Origin of the sequence: Chelativorans sp. J32 (assembly GCF_000518985.1) — a bacterium.
Taxonomy (GTDB): domain Bacteria; phylum Pseudomonadota; class Alphaproteobacteria; order Rhizobiales; family Rhizobiaceae; genus Chelativorans.
This window is the reverse complement of the sequence record NZ_JAEQ01000023.1, coordinates 62,216-78,523: the sequence shown is the minus strand read 5'-3', so window position 1 is coordinate 78,523 and position 16,308 is coordinate 62,216. Positions and strand designations below refer to the sequence as shown.

General features: G+C 60.4%; 19 protein-coding genes and 1 tRNA gene. 8 read left to right on the top strand and 12 right to left on the bottom strand.

The features are described from left to right. Window positions 1-183 precede the first annotated feature (183 nt). The 4 genes from CHEJ32_RS0121590 to arsC form a co-directional block, all read right to left on the bottom strand. Window positions 184-1,350, bottom strand: coding sequence for a diphosphate--fructose-6-phosphate 1-phosphotransferase (locus CHEJ32_RS0121590; protein WP_028035638.1), 1,167 nt, complete (start codon window positions 1,348-1,350; stop codon window positions 184-186). A 61-nt stretch (window positions 1,351-1,411) separates the two neighbouring features. Next, window positions 1,412-1,819 (bottom strand): DUF4112 domain-containing protein, encoded by a 408-nt coding sequence (locus tag CHEJ32_RS25685; protein ID WP_051469833.1) that lies wholly within the window; start codon window positions 1,817-1,819, stop codon window positions 1,412-1,414. Then, window positions 1,819-1,977 carry a YqaE/Pmp3 family membrane protein gene (locus CHEJ32_RS26920; RefSeq protein WP_034658916.1) on the bottom strand — a complete coding sequence of 53 codons (159 nt, stop codon included), beginning with the start codon at window positions 1,975-1,977 and terminating at the stop codon, window positions 1,819-1,821. The genes CHEJ32_RS25685 and CHEJ32_RS26920 overlap by 1 nt, the downstream gene beginning before the upstream one ends. 71 nt (window positions 1,978-2,048) lie before the next feature. Next, complete coding sequence (arsC, locus tag CHEJ32_RS0121575; RefSeq protein WP_028035637.1) at window positions 2,049-2,462, bottom strand: arsenate reductase (glutaredoxin); 414 nt, start codon at window positions 2,460-2,462, stop codon at window positions 2,049-2,051. A gap of 164 nt (window positions 2,463-2,626) precedes the next feature. On the opposite strand from arsC, the gene CHEJ32_RS0121570 reads away from it, so the two are divergent. After that, window positions 2,627-3,178, top strand: coding sequence for a putative glycolipid-binding domain-containing protein (locus tag CHEJ32_RS0121570; protein ID WP_028035636.1), 552 nt, complete (start codon window positions 2,627-2,629; stop codon window positions 3,176-3,178). A 12-nt stretch (window positions 3,179-3,190) separates the two neighbouring features. Here CHEJ32_RS0121570 and CHEJ32_RS0121565 read toward each other — a convergent pair whose 3' ends face one another. Beyond that, window positions 3,191-4,018: a ferredoxin--NADP reductase gene (locus CHEJ32_RS0121565; protein WP_028035635.1), complete on the bottom strand. Its 828-nt coding sequence runs from the start codon at window positions 4,016-4,018 to the stop codon at window positions 3,191-3,193. Window positions 4,019-4,251: 233 nt separating this feature from the next. Here CHEJ32_RS0121565 and soxR point away from each other — a divergent pair, with 233 nt between their 5' ends. After that, window positions 4,252-4,713 (top strand): redox-sensitive transcriptional activator SoxR, encoded by a 462-nt coding sequence (gene soxR / locus CHEJ32_RS0121560; protein ID WP_028035634.1) that lies wholly within the window; start codon window positions 4,252-4,254, stop codon window positions 4,711-4,713. A gap of 9 nt (window positions 4,714-4,722) precedes the next feature. Here soxR and CHEJ32_RS0121555 read toward each other — a convergent pair whose 3' ends face one another. The 7 genes from CHEJ32_RS0121555 to CHEJ32_RS0121525 form a co-directional block, all read right to left on the bottom strand. Then, the gene (locus CHEJ32_RS0121555) at window positions 4,723-5,427 is read right to left on the bottom strand and encodes an ABC transporter ATP-binding protein (protein ID WP_028035633.1); all 705 of its coding nucleotides are present in this window, start codon (window positions 5,425-5,427) and stop codon (window positions 4,723-4,725) included. Then, window positions 5,424-6,155 carry an ATP-binding cassette domain-containing protein gene (locus tag CHEJ32_RS0121550; RefSeq protein WP_028035632.1) on the bottom strand — a complete coding sequence of 244 codons (732 nt, stop codon included), beginning with the start codon at window positions 6,153-6,155 and terminating at the stop codon, window positions 5,424-5,426. Before CHEJ32_RS0121550 ends, CHEJ32_RS0121555 begins: the two co-directional genes overlap by 4 nt. Further along, window positions 6,152-7,108: a branched-chain amino acid ABC transporter permease gene (locus CHEJ32_RS0121545; RefSeq protein ID WP_028035631.1), complete on the bottom strand. Its 957-nt coding sequence runs from the start codon at window positions 7,106-7,108 to the stop codon at window positions 6,152-6,154. Before CHEJ32_RS0121545 ends, CHEJ32_RS0121550 begins: the two co-directional genes overlap by 4 nt. Beyond that, window positions 7,105-7,986 carry a branched-chain amino acid ABC transporter permease gene (locus tag CHEJ32_RS0121540; RefSeq protein WP_028035630.1) on the bottom strand — a complete coding sequence of 294 codons (882 nt, stop codon included), beginning with the start codon at window positions 7,984-7,986 and terminating at the stop codon, window positions 7,105-7,107. Before CHEJ32_RS0121540 ends, CHEJ32_RS0121545 begins: the two co-directional genes overlap by 4 nt. Before the next feature lie 18 nt (window positions 7,987-8,004). Further along, window positions 8,005-9,297, bottom strand: coding sequence for an ABC transporter substrate-binding protein (locus tag CHEJ32_RS0121535; RefSeq protein ID WP_028035629.1), 1,293 nt, complete (start codon window positions 9,295-9,297; stop codon window positions 8,005-8,007). A 231-nt stretch (window positions 9,298-9,528) separates the two neighbouring features. After that, the gene (locus CHEJ32_RS0121530) at window positions 9,529-10,485 is read right to left on the bottom strand and encodes a DUF72 domain-containing protein (protein ID WP_028035628.1); all 957 of its coding nucleotides are present in this window, start codon (window positions 10,483-10,485) and stop codon (window positions 9,529-9,531) included. A gap of 121 nt (window positions 10,486-10,606) precedes the next feature. After that, window positions 10,607-10,696 (bottom strand) — tRNA-Ser (locus tag CHEJ32_RS0121525). A gap of 259 nt (window positions 10,697-10,955) precedes the next feature. Between CHEJ32_RS0121525 and CHEJ32_RS0121520 the strand changes: the two genes are divergently transcribed. The 6 genes from CHEJ32_RS0121520 to CHEJ32_RS0121495 all read left to right on the top strand — a co-directional run bounded on the left by CHEJ32_RS0121520 (window position 10,956) and on the right by CHEJ32_RS0121495 (window position 16,279). Beyond that, window positions 10,956-11,603 carry a 50S ribosomal protein L21 gene (locus CHEJ32_RS0121520; RefSeq protein WP_028035627.1) on the top strand — a complete coding sequence of 216 codons (648 nt, stop codon included), beginning with the start codon at window positions 10,956-10,958 and terminating at the stop codon, window positions 11,601-11,603. A 93-nt stretch (window positions 11,604-11,696) separates the two neighbouring features. After that, complete coding sequence (gene rpmA, locus CHEJ32_RS0121515) at window positions 11,697-11,966, top strand: 50S ribosomal protein L27 (RefSeq protein WP_028035626.1); 270 nt, start codon at window positions 11,697-11,699, stop codon at window positions 11,964-11,966. A gap of 120 nt (window positions 11,967-12,086) precedes the next feature. Beyond that, window positions 12,087-12,680 (top strand): GNAT family N-acetyltransferase, encoded by a 594-nt coding sequence (locus tag CHEJ32_RS0121510; RefSeq protein WP_028035625.1) that lies wholly within the window; start codon window positions 12,087-12,089, stop codon window positions 12,678-12,680. A gap of 109 nt (window positions 12,681-12,789) precedes the next feature. Next, window positions 12,790-13,827, top strand: a complete 1,038-nt coding sequence (gene obgE, locus CHEJ32_RS0121505) for a GTPase ObgE (protein ID WP_028035624.1) — start codon at window positions 12,790-12,792, stop codon at window positions 13,825-13,827. 9 nt (window positions 13,828-13,836) lie between these two features. After that, a complete protein-coding gene (gene proB, locus CHEJ32_RS0121500; RefSeq protein ID WP_028035623.1) occupies window positions 13,837-15,009 on the top strand; it encodes a glutamate 5-kinase in 1,173 nt (390 codons plus the stop codon). Continuing rightward, a complete protein-coding gene (locus CHEJ32_RS0121495; RefSeq protein WP_028035622.1) occupies window positions 14,993-16,279 on the top strand; it encodes a glutamate-5-semialdehyde dehydrogenase in 1,287 nt (428 codons plus the stop codon). The genes proB and CHEJ32_RS0121495 overlap by 17 nt, the downstream gene beginning before the upstream one ends. Window positions 16,280-16,308: the final 29 nt, after the last annotated feature.

Here is a 16,308-nt window from a genome sequence, read left to right as displayed (position 1 = left end):
GTCATCAGATGCTGGCCTCCACTCCAGCCAGCATCTTGAATCACAAAATCAGCAGAACCGGACTCCCTCCCGATTCAGTCAATCACTGAACCGCTCTAGGCTGCTGCCGGACAAGGGCGGGCCGTTCGGGCGCGATCCAGACCGGGTCTAAGCTACAGCCGATTGATCTTAGTTCCTGCCAAACTAAACGAAGGGTCTGGCGGGGGTAAATTTCCGTGGCAAAAGCCGGGCAAAATAATCCCGGGAGACCGCCGAGACCTGATTTTCATTTGCCTGCAGGAAGTCGCGGGGCATGTGGCGGGTTTTTCCCGCAACGTCGGAAAGAGGCACCAGCCGGCACACTGTTTCTGCTCCCGTGTAGTGAAGTGCGACCGATCCGCTGCGCTGTTCTGCGGCGCGGACTGCGAAAGAACCTGCCTCGAAGGCTTCCCGCGCATCAATCTGGTTGATCGTGGCGATGTTTCCCCGCGGGAGATATCCGAACGTATCCACGCGGGCCCGCTTCCCTGGTAAATCCTCGGCAAGCATCCGTTCGACCGCCTGGCCAAGGTCAGTTCCCGAGAGGCGGACATTCCCGTGCTGGTCACGCTCCAGCAACTCGGGTGGCACGAGATGCTCCACAAGCGAGCGTCCGTCCGGCCCTGCCACTCCCTCTGACATCGCGATGATGCAGCGTCCATAGCGGGCTGTCTTCTCACGAACGTCATCTATGAACCGCGAGCGTTCGAAAGGGCGCTCCGGAACATACACCAGATGTGGCCCGCTTTCCTCGTCCAGGGACCAGGCCGATGCAGCGGCAGTCAGGAAACCAGCATGCCGGCCCATGACAATACCGACATAGATGCCAGGCATGGCGCGAAAATCGAGATCGACGCTCAGGAAGGCTCCGGCAACGAATTCAGCTGCAGAGATGAAGCCGGGAGTGTGGTCGTTCTCCATAAGATCATTGTCGATGGTCTTCGGCGCATGGATGCAGGAGATCGCACCGCCCGAGGCCTCCGCCAAAATGGCCTGCGTGCCCGCGGTGTCGTTGCCGCCAATATTGATGAACGCGTCAGCGCCAACATGGCGGAGGCCATCGAGGATGGCTTCGCAGTAGGCGTCATTCGGCTTATCCCGCGTGCTGCCGAGAGCTGCGCTCGGTGTGGCGGCGATGGCCAGCAGTTCCTGATCTGAAAGATCGGACAGTGTGACGAAGTCGCCATTGCGAATGCCGCGTATCCCGTAACGCGCGCCCAGCACACGTGCGCCGGGGAAAAGCTTGCGGACCTCCATGGTGGCGCCCACGACAGTTTGATTGATGACGGCGGTTGGTCCGCCCCCCTGCGCAATGACAAATGTCTCGGCCATGGAATATCCACCATCATGCTGCTGGCGCGCATAATCGCGCCAAGATGACGAGCGAGCAAGTTCATTCGCTGATGAAGGCCGCAGAAGACCGAGCTCTTTGCTCCAGATGGCGCCGCAAATGGCGGACATTGCGGTTGTTTGCTTTAAAAAAGAGATCGAAGACAGATCCTGCGATCGGGACGGAACCAAGCACCGTGTCGAGGATCACATTTCCGATCATGATCGCCAGTACAGATCTCGGGACCCCAAACCGTGAAGCGCGATAAATCAAATAGGCCGATATCAGTCCCGCGCCTGCGTCACCCACGCCGGGGATTAGGCCTGCAACCGCGTCAGCGCCAAAGCGGATTGATGTTCCGGGGATGCGCCAGTGGGAATCGAGCACGCGCGCGATACGGTCCAATTCGGCAATCTGTCTCTCGATAAGCGGATCGATGATTTGATCTGAAGATGCCCGCTTGGCGGTCATCAGCGCCTCGTGATGACCCATATGGCGTGAATGATACCTGGAACATAGCCGAGGAAGGTTAGAAGGAGATTGATCCAGAACTGCAGTCCGATGCCGACCTGCAGAAACACCCCAAGAGGCGGCAGGACGATGGCGAGCAATATGCGAATGACATCCATGGCGGACCTCCGAACCTCTATCTAATATCGTGGGCTCGTTTTGGATCCGAACGTCGGAGAATAAAGATGGTTTAAAGCGGAGACGACCGCTTCACGACCTCGCCCTCCTCTTTCCTAAATTCACCGATGTCGATGTCCGGCAGAAGATCGAGCACCGCCCCCGAAGGGCGGCAGATCTTTGTCCCATGCGGCGTAACGACAATCGGGCGATTGATCAGGATCGGGTGCTGAAGCATGAAGTCGATCAGCTCGTCGTCGCTCCATTTCGGATCGTCCAAGCCAAGCTCATCATAGGGTGTGCCCTTTCTGCGCAAAAGCTCGCGCGGCGTCATCTTCATTGCGTCCAGGAGCCCCAGGAGTTCCTCTTTGCTTGGCGGCGTCTTCAGGTACTCGACGACTGTTGGCTCCAGGCCTGCTTTCCGCAGGATTGCAAGCACATTGCGCGAGGTTCCACATTTGGGATTGTGGTAGATGGTGGCGTTCATGTCGGTTTCCTCGGAGCTGCGGAACGGCAGGCCAAGTAAATCCGCATTGCCGCCATTGGGCAAGGCTCCCCCTCGATGCAGCCGCGCTGCCGCTGGGGAGTGCCAGCTGGCCGAGATGGGAGTATCCTCACGCGCTGGGGATCCGATCACGAGGAGCCAATGGAATGACCGCGGTTGCTTTTTGGCGGCGCCTGGATGTACCAGGCCACGATGCAGCGCGACTGACGCAAATCGAAGCCGGCTGGATGCTGAACGGCTGCGCCGTATTTCTGAATGGCTATGAGCCTGCATGCCTGAACTACTGCCTCGAGCTCAACGCCGTATGGGAAACCGGTGCCGCTCGAATCAATGGATTTCTCGGCGAGAACCTCATCAATCAAGTGATCAGGCGCGATGATGATGGGTGGGTCCTGAACGACCGCCGGATCGAGGGGTTAGCGCATCTCGTCGATCTCGACCTCGGTTTCACCCCGGCAACCAACCTGCAGCAATTGCGCCGCGTTAGGCCAAACATCGGTGACTTAGTGGAGATTCCCGTAGCCTGGCTTGACGCGGGAGCCAGCACTTTGATTGAGCTGCCGCAACTCTACGAACGCAGGGACCACAACACTTACTGGTATCGGGCGCCAAGCGTGGGTTACGAGGCTCTGCTCGAGATCGGAGAAAGCGGGTTCATAGACCTCTTCCCCCGGCTCTGGGAAAAAGAGGCCAGGTAGTTCCGCTGCTGATCAGCCGACGAAGGCGCGCTCGACGACAAAGTCGGCTGGCTCCGCGTTGGAGCCTTCCTTGAGCCCGGCTCTTTCCGCTAAGGCTTTAACATCCTTGAGCATGGCCATCGAGCCGCAAATCATGACGCGGTCATTGGCGCGATCAAACGGCTCGGTTCCCAAGGCCCGGAACAGCTCGCCGCTTTCGATAAGCGTGGTGATGCGGCCCATTTGCGAAGAGGCCTCGCGGGTGGTGGATGTAAAATGATGCAAACGACCGCCGGTGAATTCCCCGATCAGCGGGTCCTCCCGGGTGGTGGCGACAAGTTCCTCGCCATAAGCGAGCTCGGCCACATCGCGGCAGGTATGAGTAAGGATCACCTGCTCGAACTTTTCATAGGTCTCAGGGTCGCGAATGAGGCTTGCAAAGGGCGCGATGCCGGTGCCGGTCGAAATCATGTAGAGACGCTTTGCCGGGGTAAGCGCATCATTGACCAGCGTTCCGGTAGACTTCTGCCGCATGAGCACGATATCGCCCTGCTTGATCTTTTGCAGGTGTTGCGTCAGCGGGCCGTCAGGAACCTTGATGGAGAAGAACTCCAGTTCCTCGTCCCAAGCGGGGCTTGCGATCGAATAGGCTCGAAAAACCGGCTTCTCGGCGTTTGGCAGGCCGATCATCACAAACTCGCCGGAGCGGAACCGAAAACTCTGCGGCCGCGTGATGCGGAAGGAAAAGAGCCGGTCCGTATAGTGTTTCACGGAGACGACGCGTTCCGCATGGACGCCGGCGGGAATTGGGAATTCCAGCCTGTCGGCGGCTTCCAGGTTGTGCAGCGCGGCAGTGTTCATTCTTGTTCCTCGTTGGCGGCCCGGCGTCGAGAATGTGCCTCTCGACTATTTCAAAATGGTGCTGAGCTAAAGGATTACTATTCCGGATTTCTGCCTCGACTGAGAAAAGGCACGCATCGCGCTATCTCACACCAATAAGCAAAAAAGATGTGGGGTCAGAAACCCCCCTTGTCCAGCCCATCCTCCGTGCTTTAGTACCTAAAGCTTGGTTGAGGTCAAGGCCTGGAGTGATGATGGAGGAGACTGTTCGTCGCCCACCGGTAAAGGAGTTCAGCGTCGGCGAAGTGGCGCGGCGCAGCGGAGTGGCCGTTTCGGCCTTGCATTTCTACGAAACGAAGGGCCTCATCTCCTCTTACCGCACCAGCGGAAACCAGCGGCGCTACTCGCGAGACACATTGCGTCGGGTGGCCGTTATCAAGGTAGCACAGCGGCTTGGAATATCTCTGGCGACGATCCGTGAGGCGTTCGGCACCTTGCCGGAAGGACGAACTCCCAATGCGGGGGACTGGCGAAAGCTTTCCGAATATTGGCGGGCCGATCTCGACGCGCGCATCAAGAAACTCGAACAGCTTCGTGATCATTTGGACGACTGTATCGGTTGCGGCTGCCTGTCGGTTGATAACTGCCCGCTGCGCAATCCCTATGATGAGCTGGGGGAAGAGGGCCCCGGGCCCCGGTTGTTGGACCCTGCCTGAAGATGCCGATTAGACGCCGACATAACGATGCACGAGAGTACGGTCATCTCGCAGGAGGGCTACGTCGACGGTTTCGCGGTTCCTGCCGTTTTCGATGAAAGAGACGCGGTCGGCCACGGACAGCGCCGCATCTACTCTTTGCTCCACCAAGAGCGTCGACACACCGCGGTCGCGCAGAGCAAGGATGGCCTCGCGAAGCCTCGCGATCATGGAAGGCTGAAGCCCTTCCGTCGGTTCGTCGAGCAGTAATATATCAGGCTCAAGGCACAAGGCGCGCGCCATCGCCAGCATCTGCTGTTCCCCGCCGGACAACGTCCCTGAGCGCTGCTTCAACCGCTCGCGCAGCACCGGGAAGAGCTGCAGTACCTCGTCCGTCGTGGTCTGGCCCTTGCCTCTCGTCATCAAGCCGATCTGCAGATTTTCCAAGACGGTAAGCTCGGTAAACAGCCGGCGGCCCTGCGGGACATAGCCGATGCCTGTCTTTGGCACCTCGTGAGCCGGAAGGCCCGTCAACTCCATCCCATCCTTGGTGATCTTGCCGGAGCGGACACGTACAAGGCCCATGATCGCCCTAAGTGCCGTTGTCTTTCCGGCTCCGTTCCGTCCCAGGAGGCAGTGCACCTCGCCGCTGCGGATCTCGATCGAGAGACCGTGCAGAACCTGGACATCACCGTAAGAGCAGTTGATCCCGTCCACGAGAAGAGCGGCGCTCATCGAACGCTCCCAAGATACGCGCGTTGTACCGCGGGATTGGCGCGAATCTCATCGCGCGTTCCTTCGGCCAGAACCCGCCCTTGGTCCATGACGGTGATACGCTCCGCGAGCGCCATCACGACATCCATATTGTGCTCTATGAGAAGCACGGTGGTGAATTCCCCGACCGCCCGGATGAGTGCGATGAACGTTTCTATTTCGCCGTCTGAAAGTCCCTGGGTCGGTTCGTCAAGGATGAGAAGTCGCGGCCTTAGAGCAAGCCCCATGGCGACTTCGACAAGCCTTTGATGACCATAGGAAAGGCTGCCGGCCCGTTGAAGCGCATAAGGAGCAAGGCCTACCTGCGCTAAAGCATCAAGGCTGATCTGCTCAACCCGTCCCCGCGAAGACGAGCGCTCGTCCAGGAACTGGCGTTGTGCCGCCAGGGCGACATTATCGAGGACGCTCAGATTAGCGAAGATACTGGTAATCTGGAACGTGTAGGCAATCCCTTGCCTTACCCGCTTATGCGCCGGCAGGCGCGATATATCCCGGCCTTCCAGCAACACTCTGCCGGTGGAAGCGGGCATCCGGCCGCAGATGAGGCTTACCAATGTGGTCTTCCCGGCGCCGTTCGGTCCGATAAGGGCGCGGGTCTCGCCTTCCGCGAGGCAGAAATCCACATTGTCCACGGCCTTGAGCCCTCCGAAGGAGCGGCTCAGCCTCTCTGTAGCAAGCAGTGGCCTCAGGGCAGCCATGGCAACCACCGCTCGCGTATCGCTCCTGCGATGCCCTTCGGGAAGTATAGAATGAGCAGGATCAGGGCGAGACCAACGACCACCATATAGGCATCCGTATAGCTGGATGTGATGTCGACCGCATAGAACATGAACAGCGTGCCGAAGATCGGCCCGAGCGTCGTCGCAGCTCCGCCGAGCAGCACCCAAAGAAGCGGTAGGATGGAATACTGGATTGAGGCGAAGCCCGAACCGGCATAGCCAAAGAGAAGGGCATAGGCTGCACCCGCCGATGCGCAAACAGCAGCGGACACGATCAACGCCGAGAGCTTGTTGGCGAAAACATCATAGCCCAACATCCTCATCCGCTCCTCATTCTCCCGGATGGCTACGAGGGCACGGCCGAAGGATGACCGGACGAGAAGCAGCAGAGCAAAGAGGACGAGGGCGAGCAGCACCAGCGCCAGCATGTAGCGAACCGTCGGGTCCGTAAGGCTGAAGCTTATGCCGAAGAGAGAAAGCGCACGTGCGGACTGCGGCAGGACCAGCCCTTCTTCGCCCCGTGTGTAAGTCGTGAAATAGAGTGTTGCGAGATAGAATGTCTGGGCGAACATAAGCGTGACGATCATGAAAGCCACTCCCTTCGTCCGCAAAGCCAGAATCCCTGCTATCACCGCCAAAATGGTGCCGGCCGCAAAGCCCGCGCCGAAGGCAGGCCAAACGCTCCAGCCCAGGTGATAGGCGGTGAGACCCGCCCCATAGAGACCGGCCGCGAAGAACATCGCATGGCCAAGGCTCAACATGCCGGCATAACCGAAGGCGAGATTGTACCCCATGGCGAACACCGACAGCACCATTACGCGCGAAAGGATGCCGCGGTGATATTCGGGCAGCAGGAAGTTCAGGGCGAAAAGCAGTACCACCAGGCACAGATGAACCCAGAGGGCCTTGGTTCCTGGTGTCATCGTGCGGCCGTTCCGAACAGACCCTGAGGCCGGAAAACCAGCACGAGCGCGACAAGGAGCGTCGCAAGCATCTTGGCGAGGGTGGGCGAGAAGAACATGGAAATGATGCCGTCGGAAAGACCGATAAAAAGTGCCGCAACCACGGTTCCCCTCAATGAGCCCAAGCCGCCTATGATTACGACCACGAAAGACAGGAGCAGCGGATCCTGGCCCATCAGGTAGTGGGCTTGCTGGATGGGTACGATCAGCACGGCTGCAAGCGCTGCCATTCCGGCACCGAGAGCGAAGACGACCGCATAGACCCTGTCGACAGGGATTCCGAAGGCCTGGGCCGTGTCCGGGTCCGATTGCGTGGCACGCATGACAAGTCCTGCTTTCGTGCGCGTCAGACCGATCCAGGTGGCGATGATGAGGAAAATGGACGCAGCGATGATGGCGAGCTTATAGGCCGAGTAGCCGAACCAGGGCAGCGCAAGGCGCATGTCGAAAGGTGCCTGAACGGGCCGGGCGTCCGGACCATAAAATGTGAGCGCCAGCTGTTGAATGATGTAAAGAAGCCCGATCGTCGCGACGATGGTCGCCTGGGGCTCGTAATTCAGCCGGCGGAGCACCAGCCGGTCCGAAAGGAGAGCTATTGCCGCGACGATCAGCGGGCTCACGACCAATGCAAGCAGGAAGCCGAGCGCAGGGTGTCCGCTGATCAGGCTTGCGGACCACCAGGCGATCACGGCCCCCAGCATATAAAACTCGCCATGGGCCACATTGACCACGCGCATCACACCGAAGACCAGCGACAGCCCAAGCGCCATCAATGCCAGCACGGCGGCAGTGACGAGGCCTTCAAGACTGGCGAGGAGAAGATAGGGACCGAAAGCCATCTGTGCCCGGGGGATCGGTCAGAACGGCATTGCCGTGTAGTCGCCCTCCGGCTCGTAAAGGCCGTCTTCTATGCTTGTGCGATGCACGACCTCGAGCTTTCCGCTTTTCACCTGGCTGATATATTGCTCTCCGAAGACCTGGTGGATCTTGCCGTTGAACAGTTTCCGGCCCTGCGGGTGTTCGCGGCCTGCCTCCATGTCCGTCATGGCCTCGGTGGCTTCGATCAGCTTGGCGCGATCTTCCGGTCCGCGATAGCCCGAAGCCTCCATGGCGGCCTTGATCACGTAAAGCGTCTCCCAGCAGCCGAACATATGGGCGGCAGCGGAAACATCCCTCGAATCGTCGGTGCTGGCACCATTTTCATCGAGCCCCACGGCCTCCCGATAAAACGTCACGTAATCGGGCTGGTCGGGCTGCGCGTAGCGCGGCATGCCTTCCCAGAAGTGGCTTCCTTCCAGAAATTCCAGTCCAGGGCTGTCAAGCGCGACCGATTCGAGTGAATCGATGAAGCCGAAAAGCTGCGGACCGCTCGAACCGAAAAATTCGCCCAGTTCCTTGACGAAGGTGAGCACCGAAGGCCCGACCATCACGTGATAGATAACGTCGGTCTCCCGCGGGATCTGGGGGATATAGCGGGTAAAGGAAGTCTCGGTCGGCGGAATGGCTATTTTCGCCACCACTTCACCGCCCTGGGAACGGATCGCGGGTTCGAAAAAGTCGCGATGGTCGTGACCGAACGCATAGTCGGGAAAGATGAGCGTGACCTTCTTGCCGAGATTTTGCGCAATCCATGGTGCGACGGAACGCACCTGTGCCTTCACATCGGTGATACCGGGCTGGATGCAGTAGCGGTTCAGCTTTCCGGACGCGACGTGATAGCCTTCGCTGACGACATAATAAGGGATCTTCAGCTCACCTACGATTGGTGCCGAGCCGACCACGACGTGCGAAAAGAGCGTGCCGTAGATGAGGTCGACCTTGTGCTGGTTGGCGAATTTCTCGATCACCTCAGACCCGCGCTTTGGATCGGTTCCGTCATCCTCGGTCACGATCTCGATCGGGCGTCCGTTGATCCCGCCGGCATCATTGATGAGCTTCACTGTCGCGTTCGTCACGCGCTCGTACCAGCGGCCATAGGCGGCACCGATGCCCGTGCGATGGCACTGGAAACCGATCTTGATCGGCGCCGAGGATTGGGTCTGCGCATAGCGGACAAAGCCCGGCGCAGCCGCCACGCCAGCAGCGGCACCAAAGGTCTTAAGCGCGATTCTGCGGGTGATCCCGCCGCCAGCTTTCCGGTGATCAACCATACCCTTCCTCTCCTGCCGGGTTGAGACCGCCGGTTCCTAAAGCGGCGCGAAGGGAAAGAAAACACCAAAGCTATGAGGTTGCAACAAAGACTATATCGATCGCGGCAGGCAATGGCGGGAGGCCACCACGCGCCTGCTAGATACTCGAGATCATGGGAACACACTTCGGCCCCCTCAGCCTGGGTTGCGCGTTCTGCCTGCGCTTTCCAGAAAGGCCGGAAAACGCATAAGTCACATTCGCGCGGGCTTTTCTGCAGTGGTTTGCCGGACGCGGCGTGTCTTTCGGTTCTCCTGGCTGCGCTGCAACGGCTCTCCAATCCCCAATCTGGCCGCCAGATTGGCCGCGTCGAATGGGGCATGCACCTTCGCGTCATTGTCGAAATAGACATAGACATCGCGCCCCGCCTCGTTCGCCTTCAAAGGCGCGAGCACACGATTCGCGTCCACGGGCTCCTGGCCGCGAGCCCAGGTGTCGATCCGCGCGGCCCAGCGATCAAGCGCGTCGTCGTCATAGCCGCTGGAGTAGAGCTGTTCGGCTCCATGAAGGCGGCAATAGATGAAGTCCGCTGTAACATCCATCAGTAGGGGCCATTCCGGCGTATCGGCGCAGACCAGGGCGATGTTGTAGCGCCTCAAAAGTTCTATGAACTCACCCGTGCAGAAACTCTCATGCCGGATCTCCACCGCGTGGCGAAGGGGCAGTTCCGTAATCGCCCTCGTCCAGTCACGCCCGTCCACGCGCTCGTCGTGGTCCTGCGCCAGTTCGGCGGCTTCCATGGAAGTGCGTGGCAGAAGGCGGAAAAAGGTTTCGAAGCGCACCGCGTCGAACCGCATCTGCGGAGGAAACTGCCAAAGGATAGGACCGAGCTTTTGACCGAGCCGCAGCAGCCCGGAGGCGAAGAAATTCGCAAGCGGCGTCCGGGCGTCCTTGAGCCGTTTCATATGGGTGATGTAGCGAGACCCTTTTATCGCGAAGACGAAGTCATCAGGCGTGTCCTCGCTCCATTGGGCGAAGCTCCCGGGAAGCTGCATGCTATAGAATGTTCCGTTGATTTCCACGGAGTGGAAGTGTTGCGCGGCATAGGCGAGCTCTCGTTTCTGCGGCAGCCCCTTCGGATAGAAGACGCCGCGCCATGGCTTGTAAGTCCAGCCGGAAATTCCGATGCGGACCGCGCCCTTCCTTGCCATCTGGTGTCCTCGCGAAAGCAGTTCACGAGGAACGGACAGAACGATCGCATCGTTCCGCAGGCCGGATCAGTGGGGCGGAATGTTCTCTGCGGGGGAAGAAAGAGCTACCGCTCTGAAAACCTGGCGGAGAGGGGGGGATTCGAACCCCCGATACCCTTGCGAGTATGCCGCATTTCGAGTGCGGTGCATTCAACCACTCTGCCACCTCTCCGCGTGGACGCACCGGGCGTCCGAATGCAGCGGCGCTTAGATAGCGGCGTTGCGGCTACGACACAAGGGCGGATTAGCGCATTTTTGGCGCTTTGCCTTGACGATTTTTTCCTCTTCCTTTATGGAGCCGCTACCTGCGGCGTGGAGAGGCCTCTGCGCCGCTGATTTTATGGGCGCTCTGCGCCTTGCTTCAAAGACTGATAAAAAGACGGCAGGTCGCTCACGCGCCATGCCGGACCGGACACCGAAAGGCAAGAAAGATGTTCGCAGTCATCAAAACCGGCGGCAAGCAATATCGTGTAGCCGCGAACGACACGCTCCAGATCGATCGCATCGTGGGCGAAGTCGGCGAGATCGTCCAGATCGGCAATGTGCTGGCCGTGGGCGAAGGCGAGAATGTCACCATCGGCGCACCCTTCGTCGAAGGTGCAAGCATCGCGGCGGAAGTGGTCGAGCAGGGCCGTGGGCCGAAGGTCATCGCCTTCAAGAAGCGCCGCCGCCAGAATTCGCGCCGCAAGCGTGGGCATCGCCAGCTTCTGACGACGGTGAGGATCGCCGAAATCCTGCTCGATGGCGCGAAGCCTTCGAAGAAGGCCGCTGCCAAGCCGGCCAAGGGAGAGGAGAAGGCGGCCGAGGAAAAGCCCGCCAAGGCGAAGAAGGAAGCTGCGCCGAAGGAAGCTCCGGCTGCGACGCTCTTCACTGCGCCCGAGGGTGAGCCTGATGATCTGACGGTCATCAAGGGTATCGGCCCGGTCGCTGCCGGTCAGTTGAAGGAGCAGGGGCTCACCACCTTTGCACAGCTGGCTGCGCTTAGCGATGAGGACGTGGCGCGCATCGACGCGGCGATGCCCTTCAGCGCGGACCAGGTCAAGGACTGGCGCGAGCAGGCCAAGGAACTGGCGAAGTAATCGGGGCTCGACCCCAGGAACGGAATTGCATTTGGACGCGCGAGCGTTCATATAAGAGCTGAGAGCGTCCCAGGACGCGAAGGAGTTTTAGTCATGGCACACAAGAAAGCTGGCGGTTCGTCGCGTAACGGTCGCGATTCTGAATCCAAGCGCCTTGGCGTGAAGAAGTTTGGCGGCGAGAAGGTGCTCGCCGGCAATATCATTGTGCGTCAGCGCGGTACGAAATGGCATCCGGGCGCGAATGTCGGCATCGGCAAGGATCATACGCTTTTTGCGCTTCAAGCCGGTGCTGTGTCCTTCGCCAAGAAAGCGAACGGGCGAACCTACGTATCGGTAAACCCGATTATGGAAGCAGCGGAGTAGCCGGTTCCGCACCAAAGACACCGGCGACCCATCTGGGAGCCCGGTGTCCGGCAAAATCCGGAAAAGGTTCAGGGGAGATGGGTCGCCATCTCCCCTAAATTTTTGTCTGGAGGAAAAATGATGGTTGCCGAAACTGAAGAGGCAGAGGGTGAGAGTTTAAGGATAGAATGCCCCGTTCTCGTGACGGAACGACTGGTCCTGCGTCCGCCCCATGAGGACGATATCCAGGAAATGGCGGAACTGGCGAACAATCGCCGCGTGGCGGAGATGCTGTCTCGCATGCCGCATCCCTATTCGGAGGCCGACGCCGCCGCGTTTGTGCGAGGCAGCCGGTCAAGCGACCGCTCCGGTTGCCATTACGCTGTCGCGCTTGCCGATAGTGGCGCTTTCATCGGCTGCGCGGGGCTGGATGTCCGAGAATACGGCTTGGAACTCGGTTACTGGATCGGCGAGCCCTATTGGGGGCATGGTTACGCGACGGAGCTCGCCCATGCCCTTGTCGACCTTGCCTTTCGCGCGACCGATATCGACAAGCTCAATGCCGCTTGTCGCGTCATCAATATGGCTTCGCGAGGCGTGATCCACAAATGCGGGTTCCAGTATGTCGGCCAAGGCATGATGGATTCGCTCGTGGCTGGTAAAGTACCGATCGAACGGTATCAGCTCGACCGAAAGACCTGGGTGAGCCTCAGAAGCTGGGGCGCAAAAAATTAGACTGACGAACGCGCGGTGCTGAAAAGCATCCGCGCGTTTTTGCAAGCACCCTCGCGCTCGGGCGCGCTATGCGCTAGATGAAGCTCGCGAAGAAAAGAGCCGCAGCAAGATGAAGTTTCTCGATCAGGCAAAAGTTTATGTCCGCTCCGGTGACGGGGGCGCCGGCTCGGTTTCGTTCCGCCGCGAGAAATTCATCGAGTTCGGCGGACCGGACGGTGGCGACGGCGGGCGCGGCGGCGATGTCTGGGTCGAGGCTGTCGAGGGGCTCAACACGCTTATCGATTATCGCTATCAGCAGCACTTCAAGGCGCGGCCCGGCATGCACGGCATGGGCCGAAACCGGACGGGCGGGAAGGGCGACGACGTGGTCCTGAAGGTTCCGGTCGGAACGCAGGTCTATGAAGAGGACAACGAGACGCTCATTTGCGATCTCACCGAGGTCGGCCAGCGCTTTCTCCTCGCAAAGGGCGGCAATGGCGGGTTCGGCAACCAGCATTTCAAGAGCTCGACCAATCAGGCACCCCGCCGCGCAAACCCTGGATTGCCGGGTGAGGAACTATGGATCTGGCTCCGGCTCAAGCTGATCGCGGATGCCGGGCTGGTGGGATTGCCCAATGCCGGGAAGTCAACCTTCCTTGCAACCGTTACGGCCGCGAAACCGAAGATTGCCGATTATCCTTTCACGACACTGCACCCCAATCTTGGCGTGGTGCGCATCGATGCGCGTGAATTCGTGCTGGCGGACATTCCAGGTCTCATCGAGGGTGCACATATGGGGGTCGGCATCGGAGATCGTTTTCTGGGGCACGTCGAGCGTACCCGCGTGCTCCTGCATCTCGTATCGGCCCGGGAGGAGGATGTCGCAGCCGCCTACAAGACCGTGCGGCGCGAGCTCAAGGCATATGGCAACGGGCTGGTGGACAAGCCGGAAATCGTGGCGCTAAGCCAGGCCGATCTTTTGGACGATGACGAGCGCTCTGAAAAATTCGCTGCGCTCAAAAAGGTCACGCGGCGCAAACCGCTCATTCTTTCGGCCGCCACCGGCGAGGGAGTCCAGGATGTGCTTCGGGCCTTGATGAAGGTGGTGGAGGAGGCCCGCGATGAAGAGCGGATCGACGAAGCAGCCAACGAGCGCTGGCAGAAATAGGCCGATCTCATGAGCGGGATTTCGCTTTCCTCCTATCGCCGCGTGACCGTGAAGATCGGCTCGGCACTCCTTGTCGATCGGGCAACGGGGTTGAAGCGCGAGTGGCTTTCGGCCCTTGCCGACGACATCGCGCGCCTCATGGCGGCCGGCACGGAAGTGCTTGTGGTTTCGTCAGGCGCCATTGCCCTGGGACGCACGGTTCTGGGGCTTGGAAAACGTATATTGAGGCTCGAGGAAAGTCAGGCCGCGGCAGCAGTGGGCCAAATCGCACTCGCCGGGGCCTGGTCCAGCGAGCTCGGCCGGCACGGTCTTGTTTCCGGCCAAGTGCTGGTCACCCTGGGCGATACGGAAGAGCGCCGGCGGTATCTCAATGCGCGCGCGACGATCTCCACGCTTCTCAAAATGAGAGCCGTGCCGGTGATCAACGAGAACGACACTGTTGCGACTAGCGAGATACGATACGGCGACAATGACCGGCTCGCCGCCCGCGTCGCCACGATGATGGGTGGTGACCTCCTGGTTCTGCTGTCCGATGTGGATGGCCTCTATACGGCTCCGCCGGAGCGAGATCCCGGCGCGAAGTTCATTCCGGTGGTGGAGGCGATAACGCCGGAGATCATGGCCATGGGCGGCGGCGCAGCCTCGGAACTTTCGCGCGGAGGAATGCGCACCAAGCTTGACGCGGGGCGGATCGCCACCGTGGCCGGAACGGCAATGATCATTGCCTCGGGCAAGGAGCTTGCACCGCTTTCCGCCATCGAACGTGGCGGGCGAGCAACCCTCTTCAAGCCCAGTCCCACGCCCGTTCGCGCTTACAAAACCTGGATCGCCGGCCAATTGGAGCCTGCCGGACGGATCGGCATTGATGACGGAGCGCTCAGGGCGCTGCTCCAGGGCAAGAGCCTTTTGCCGGCCGGTGTGAAGCGGGTGGAAGGCGTATTCTCGCGTGGCGATACGGTGGCGATCGTGGATCCCGTCGGACGCGAGGTGGGGCGCGGGCTGATTGCTTATGACGCCGCCGATGCCGTGAAAATTGCCGGCGTTAAGACCGGCGATATCGCAGGTGTCCTGGGTTATGAAGCCCGGGCAGCAATGGTGCACCGCGACGATCTGGTGCTGTCCAGGCCTGCGGAGGAATGGGAAAGCTGCAAGGTGGAGGGAACCGATGTTACAAGCGCTTAAGGCCGAGGGACAAGGGATCCCTGCCCTGATGGCGGAGCTCGGCGCTCGGGCCCGAGCCGCTGCCCGGCCGCTTGCGGTAGCCAGCACGGTGCAAAAGAACGACGCGCTCCTTGCGATGGCCGCGGCTCTCGAGGCCAACAAGGAAAAGATCCTCGCCGCCAATGCGGTGGATATGGAGAGGGGGCACGGCGCGGGCCTCTCAAGCGCACTGCTTGACCGGTTGAAACTCGACGAGAAGCGGATCTCGGCCATGGCCGAGGGTATCCGTGCAATCGCCGCGCTGGATGATCCCGTTGGAACAGTGATCGCCGCATGGGACCGGCCGAACGGCCTCCATATCGCACGTGTCCGCACTCCGCTCGGGGTCATCGGCGTGATCTATGAAAGCCGTCCCAATGTGACGGCGGACGCGGGCGCCCTCTGCCTTAAGGCGGGCAACGCGGTGATCCTGCGCGGGGGCTCGGACTCGGCCGATTCGTCTGCCGCCATTCATGCATGCCTCGCCGAAGGGCTACGCAGCGCGGGCCTTCCGGAAGATGCGATCCAGCGCGTGCCGGTGACGGATCGCGCCGCCGTTGGCGAGATGCTGAAGGGTTTGGGCGGCAACCTGGACGTAATCGTGCCGCGCGGGGGCCGGAGCCTGGTCGAGCGGGTTCAGAACGAGGCGCGCGTGCCTGTTTTCGCGCATCTGGAAGGCATCTGCCATCTCTATATCGACCGCTCGGCCCGGCTCGACATGGCCACAACCCTCACGGTCAACGCCAAGATGAGGCGGACCGGAATTTGCGGGGCAGCCGAGACACTTCTCGTTGATCGCGCCGTGGCTGATACGCACCTTGTCCCGGTGCTGGAGGCGCTGGCAGGGGCGGGATGCGAAATCCGCGGAGACGAGGAAGTCCGGGGCCGCTTTCCTTCGGTAAAACCGGCAACCGACGAGGATTGGCGCACGGAATATCTGGACTCCATCATCTCTGTAAGGCTGGTGGACGGAGTTGGCGGGGCGATTGATCACATCGAGACCTACTCCTCGCACCATACCGAGGCGATCGTCGCAGAGGACGAAGCGGCGGTGGAGCGTTTTTTCAATGAGATCGACTCTGCGATCCTGCTTCATAACGCTTCCACCCAATTCGCCGATGGCGGAGAATTCGGCATGGGCGCGGAAATCGGCATCGCGACGGGCAAGATGCATGCGCGGGGACCTGTCGGCGTCGAGCAACTCACGTCGTTCAAATATCGCGTTCGCGGCAGCGGCCAGACGAGGCCCTGAGCTCGTGGCTTTGGGGGAGGATCTGCCCG

Excerpts from the sequence above, each read along its gene's own strand:
- CHEJ32_RS0121590 (WP_028035638.1), bottom strand. The coding sequence starts at position 1,350 with ATGGCCGAGACATTTGTCATTGCGCAGGGGGGCGGACCAACCGCCGTC.
- CHEJ32_RS25685 (WP_051469833.1), bottom strand. The coding sequence starts at position 1,819 with ATGACCGCCAAGCGGGCATCTTCAGATCAAATCATCGATCCGCTTATC.
- CHEJ32_RS26920 (WP_034658916.1), bottom strand. The coding sequence starts at position 1,977 with ATGGATGTCATTCGCATATTGCTCGCCATCGTCCTGCCGCCTCTTGGG.
- arsC (WP_028035637.1), bottom strand. The coding sequence starts at position 2,462 with ATGAACGCCACCATCTACCACAATCCCAAATGTGGAACCTCGCGCAAT.
- CHEJ32_RS0121570 (WP_028035636.1), top strand. The coding sequence starts at position 2,627 with ATGACCGCGGTTGCTTTTTGGCGGCGCCTGGATGTACCAGGCCACGAT.
- CHEJ32_RS0121565 (WP_028035635.1), bottom strand. The coding sequence starts at position 4,018 with ATGAACACTGCCGCGCTGCACAACCTGGAAGCCGCCGACAGGCTGGAA.
- soxR (WP_028035634.1), top strand. The coding sequence starts at position 4,252 with ATGGAGGAGACTGTTCGTCGCCCACCGGTAAAGGAGTTCAGCGTCGGC.
- CHEJ32_RS0121555 (WP_028035633.1), bottom strand. The coding sequence starts at position 5,427 with ATGAGCGCCGCTCTTCTCGTGGACGGGATCAACTGCTCTTACGGTGAT.
- CHEJ32_RS0121545 (WP_028035631.1), bottom strand. The coding sequence starts at position 7,108 with ATGACACCAGGAACCAAGGCCCTCTGGGTTCATCTGTGCCTGGTGGTA.
- CHEJ32_RS0121540 (WP_028035630.1), bottom strand. The coding sequence starts at position 7,986 with ATGGCTTTCGGTCCCTATCTTCTCCTCGCCAGTCTTGAAGGCCTCGTC.
- CHEJ32_RS0121535 (WP_028035629.1), bottom strand. The coding sequence starts at position 9,297 with ATGGTTGATCACCGGAAAGCTGGCGGCGGGATCACCCGCAGAATCGCG.
- CHEJ32_RS0121530 (WP_028035628.1), bottom strand. The coding sequence starts at position 10,485 with ATGGCAAGGAAGGGCGCGGTCCGCATCGGAATTTCCGGCTGGACTTAC.
- CHEJ32_RS0121520 (WP_028035627.1), top strand. The coding sequence starts at position 10,956 with ATGTTCGCAGTCATCAAAACCGGCGGCAAGCAATATCGTGTAGCCGCG.
- rpmA (WP_028035626.1), top strand. The coding sequence starts at position 11,697 with ATGGCACACAAGAAAGCTGGCGGTTCGTCGCGTAACGGTCGCGATTCT.
- CHEJ32_RS0121510 (WP_028035625.1), top strand. The coding sequence starts at position 12,087 with ATGGTTGCCGAAACTGAAGAGGCAGAGGGTGAGAGTTTAAGGATAGAA.
- obgE (WP_028035624.1), top strand. The coding sequence starts at position 12,790 with ATGAAGTTTCTCGATCAGGCAAAAGTTTATGTCCGCTCCGGTGACGGG.
- proB (WP_028035623.1), top strand. The coding sequence starts at position 13,837 with ATGAGCGGGATTTCGCTTTCCTCCTATCGCCGCGTGACCGTGAAGATC.
- CHEJ32_RS0121495 (WP_028035622.1), top strand. The coding sequence starts at position 14,993 with ATGTTACAAGCGCTTAAGGCCGAGGGACAAGGGATCCCTGCCCTGATG.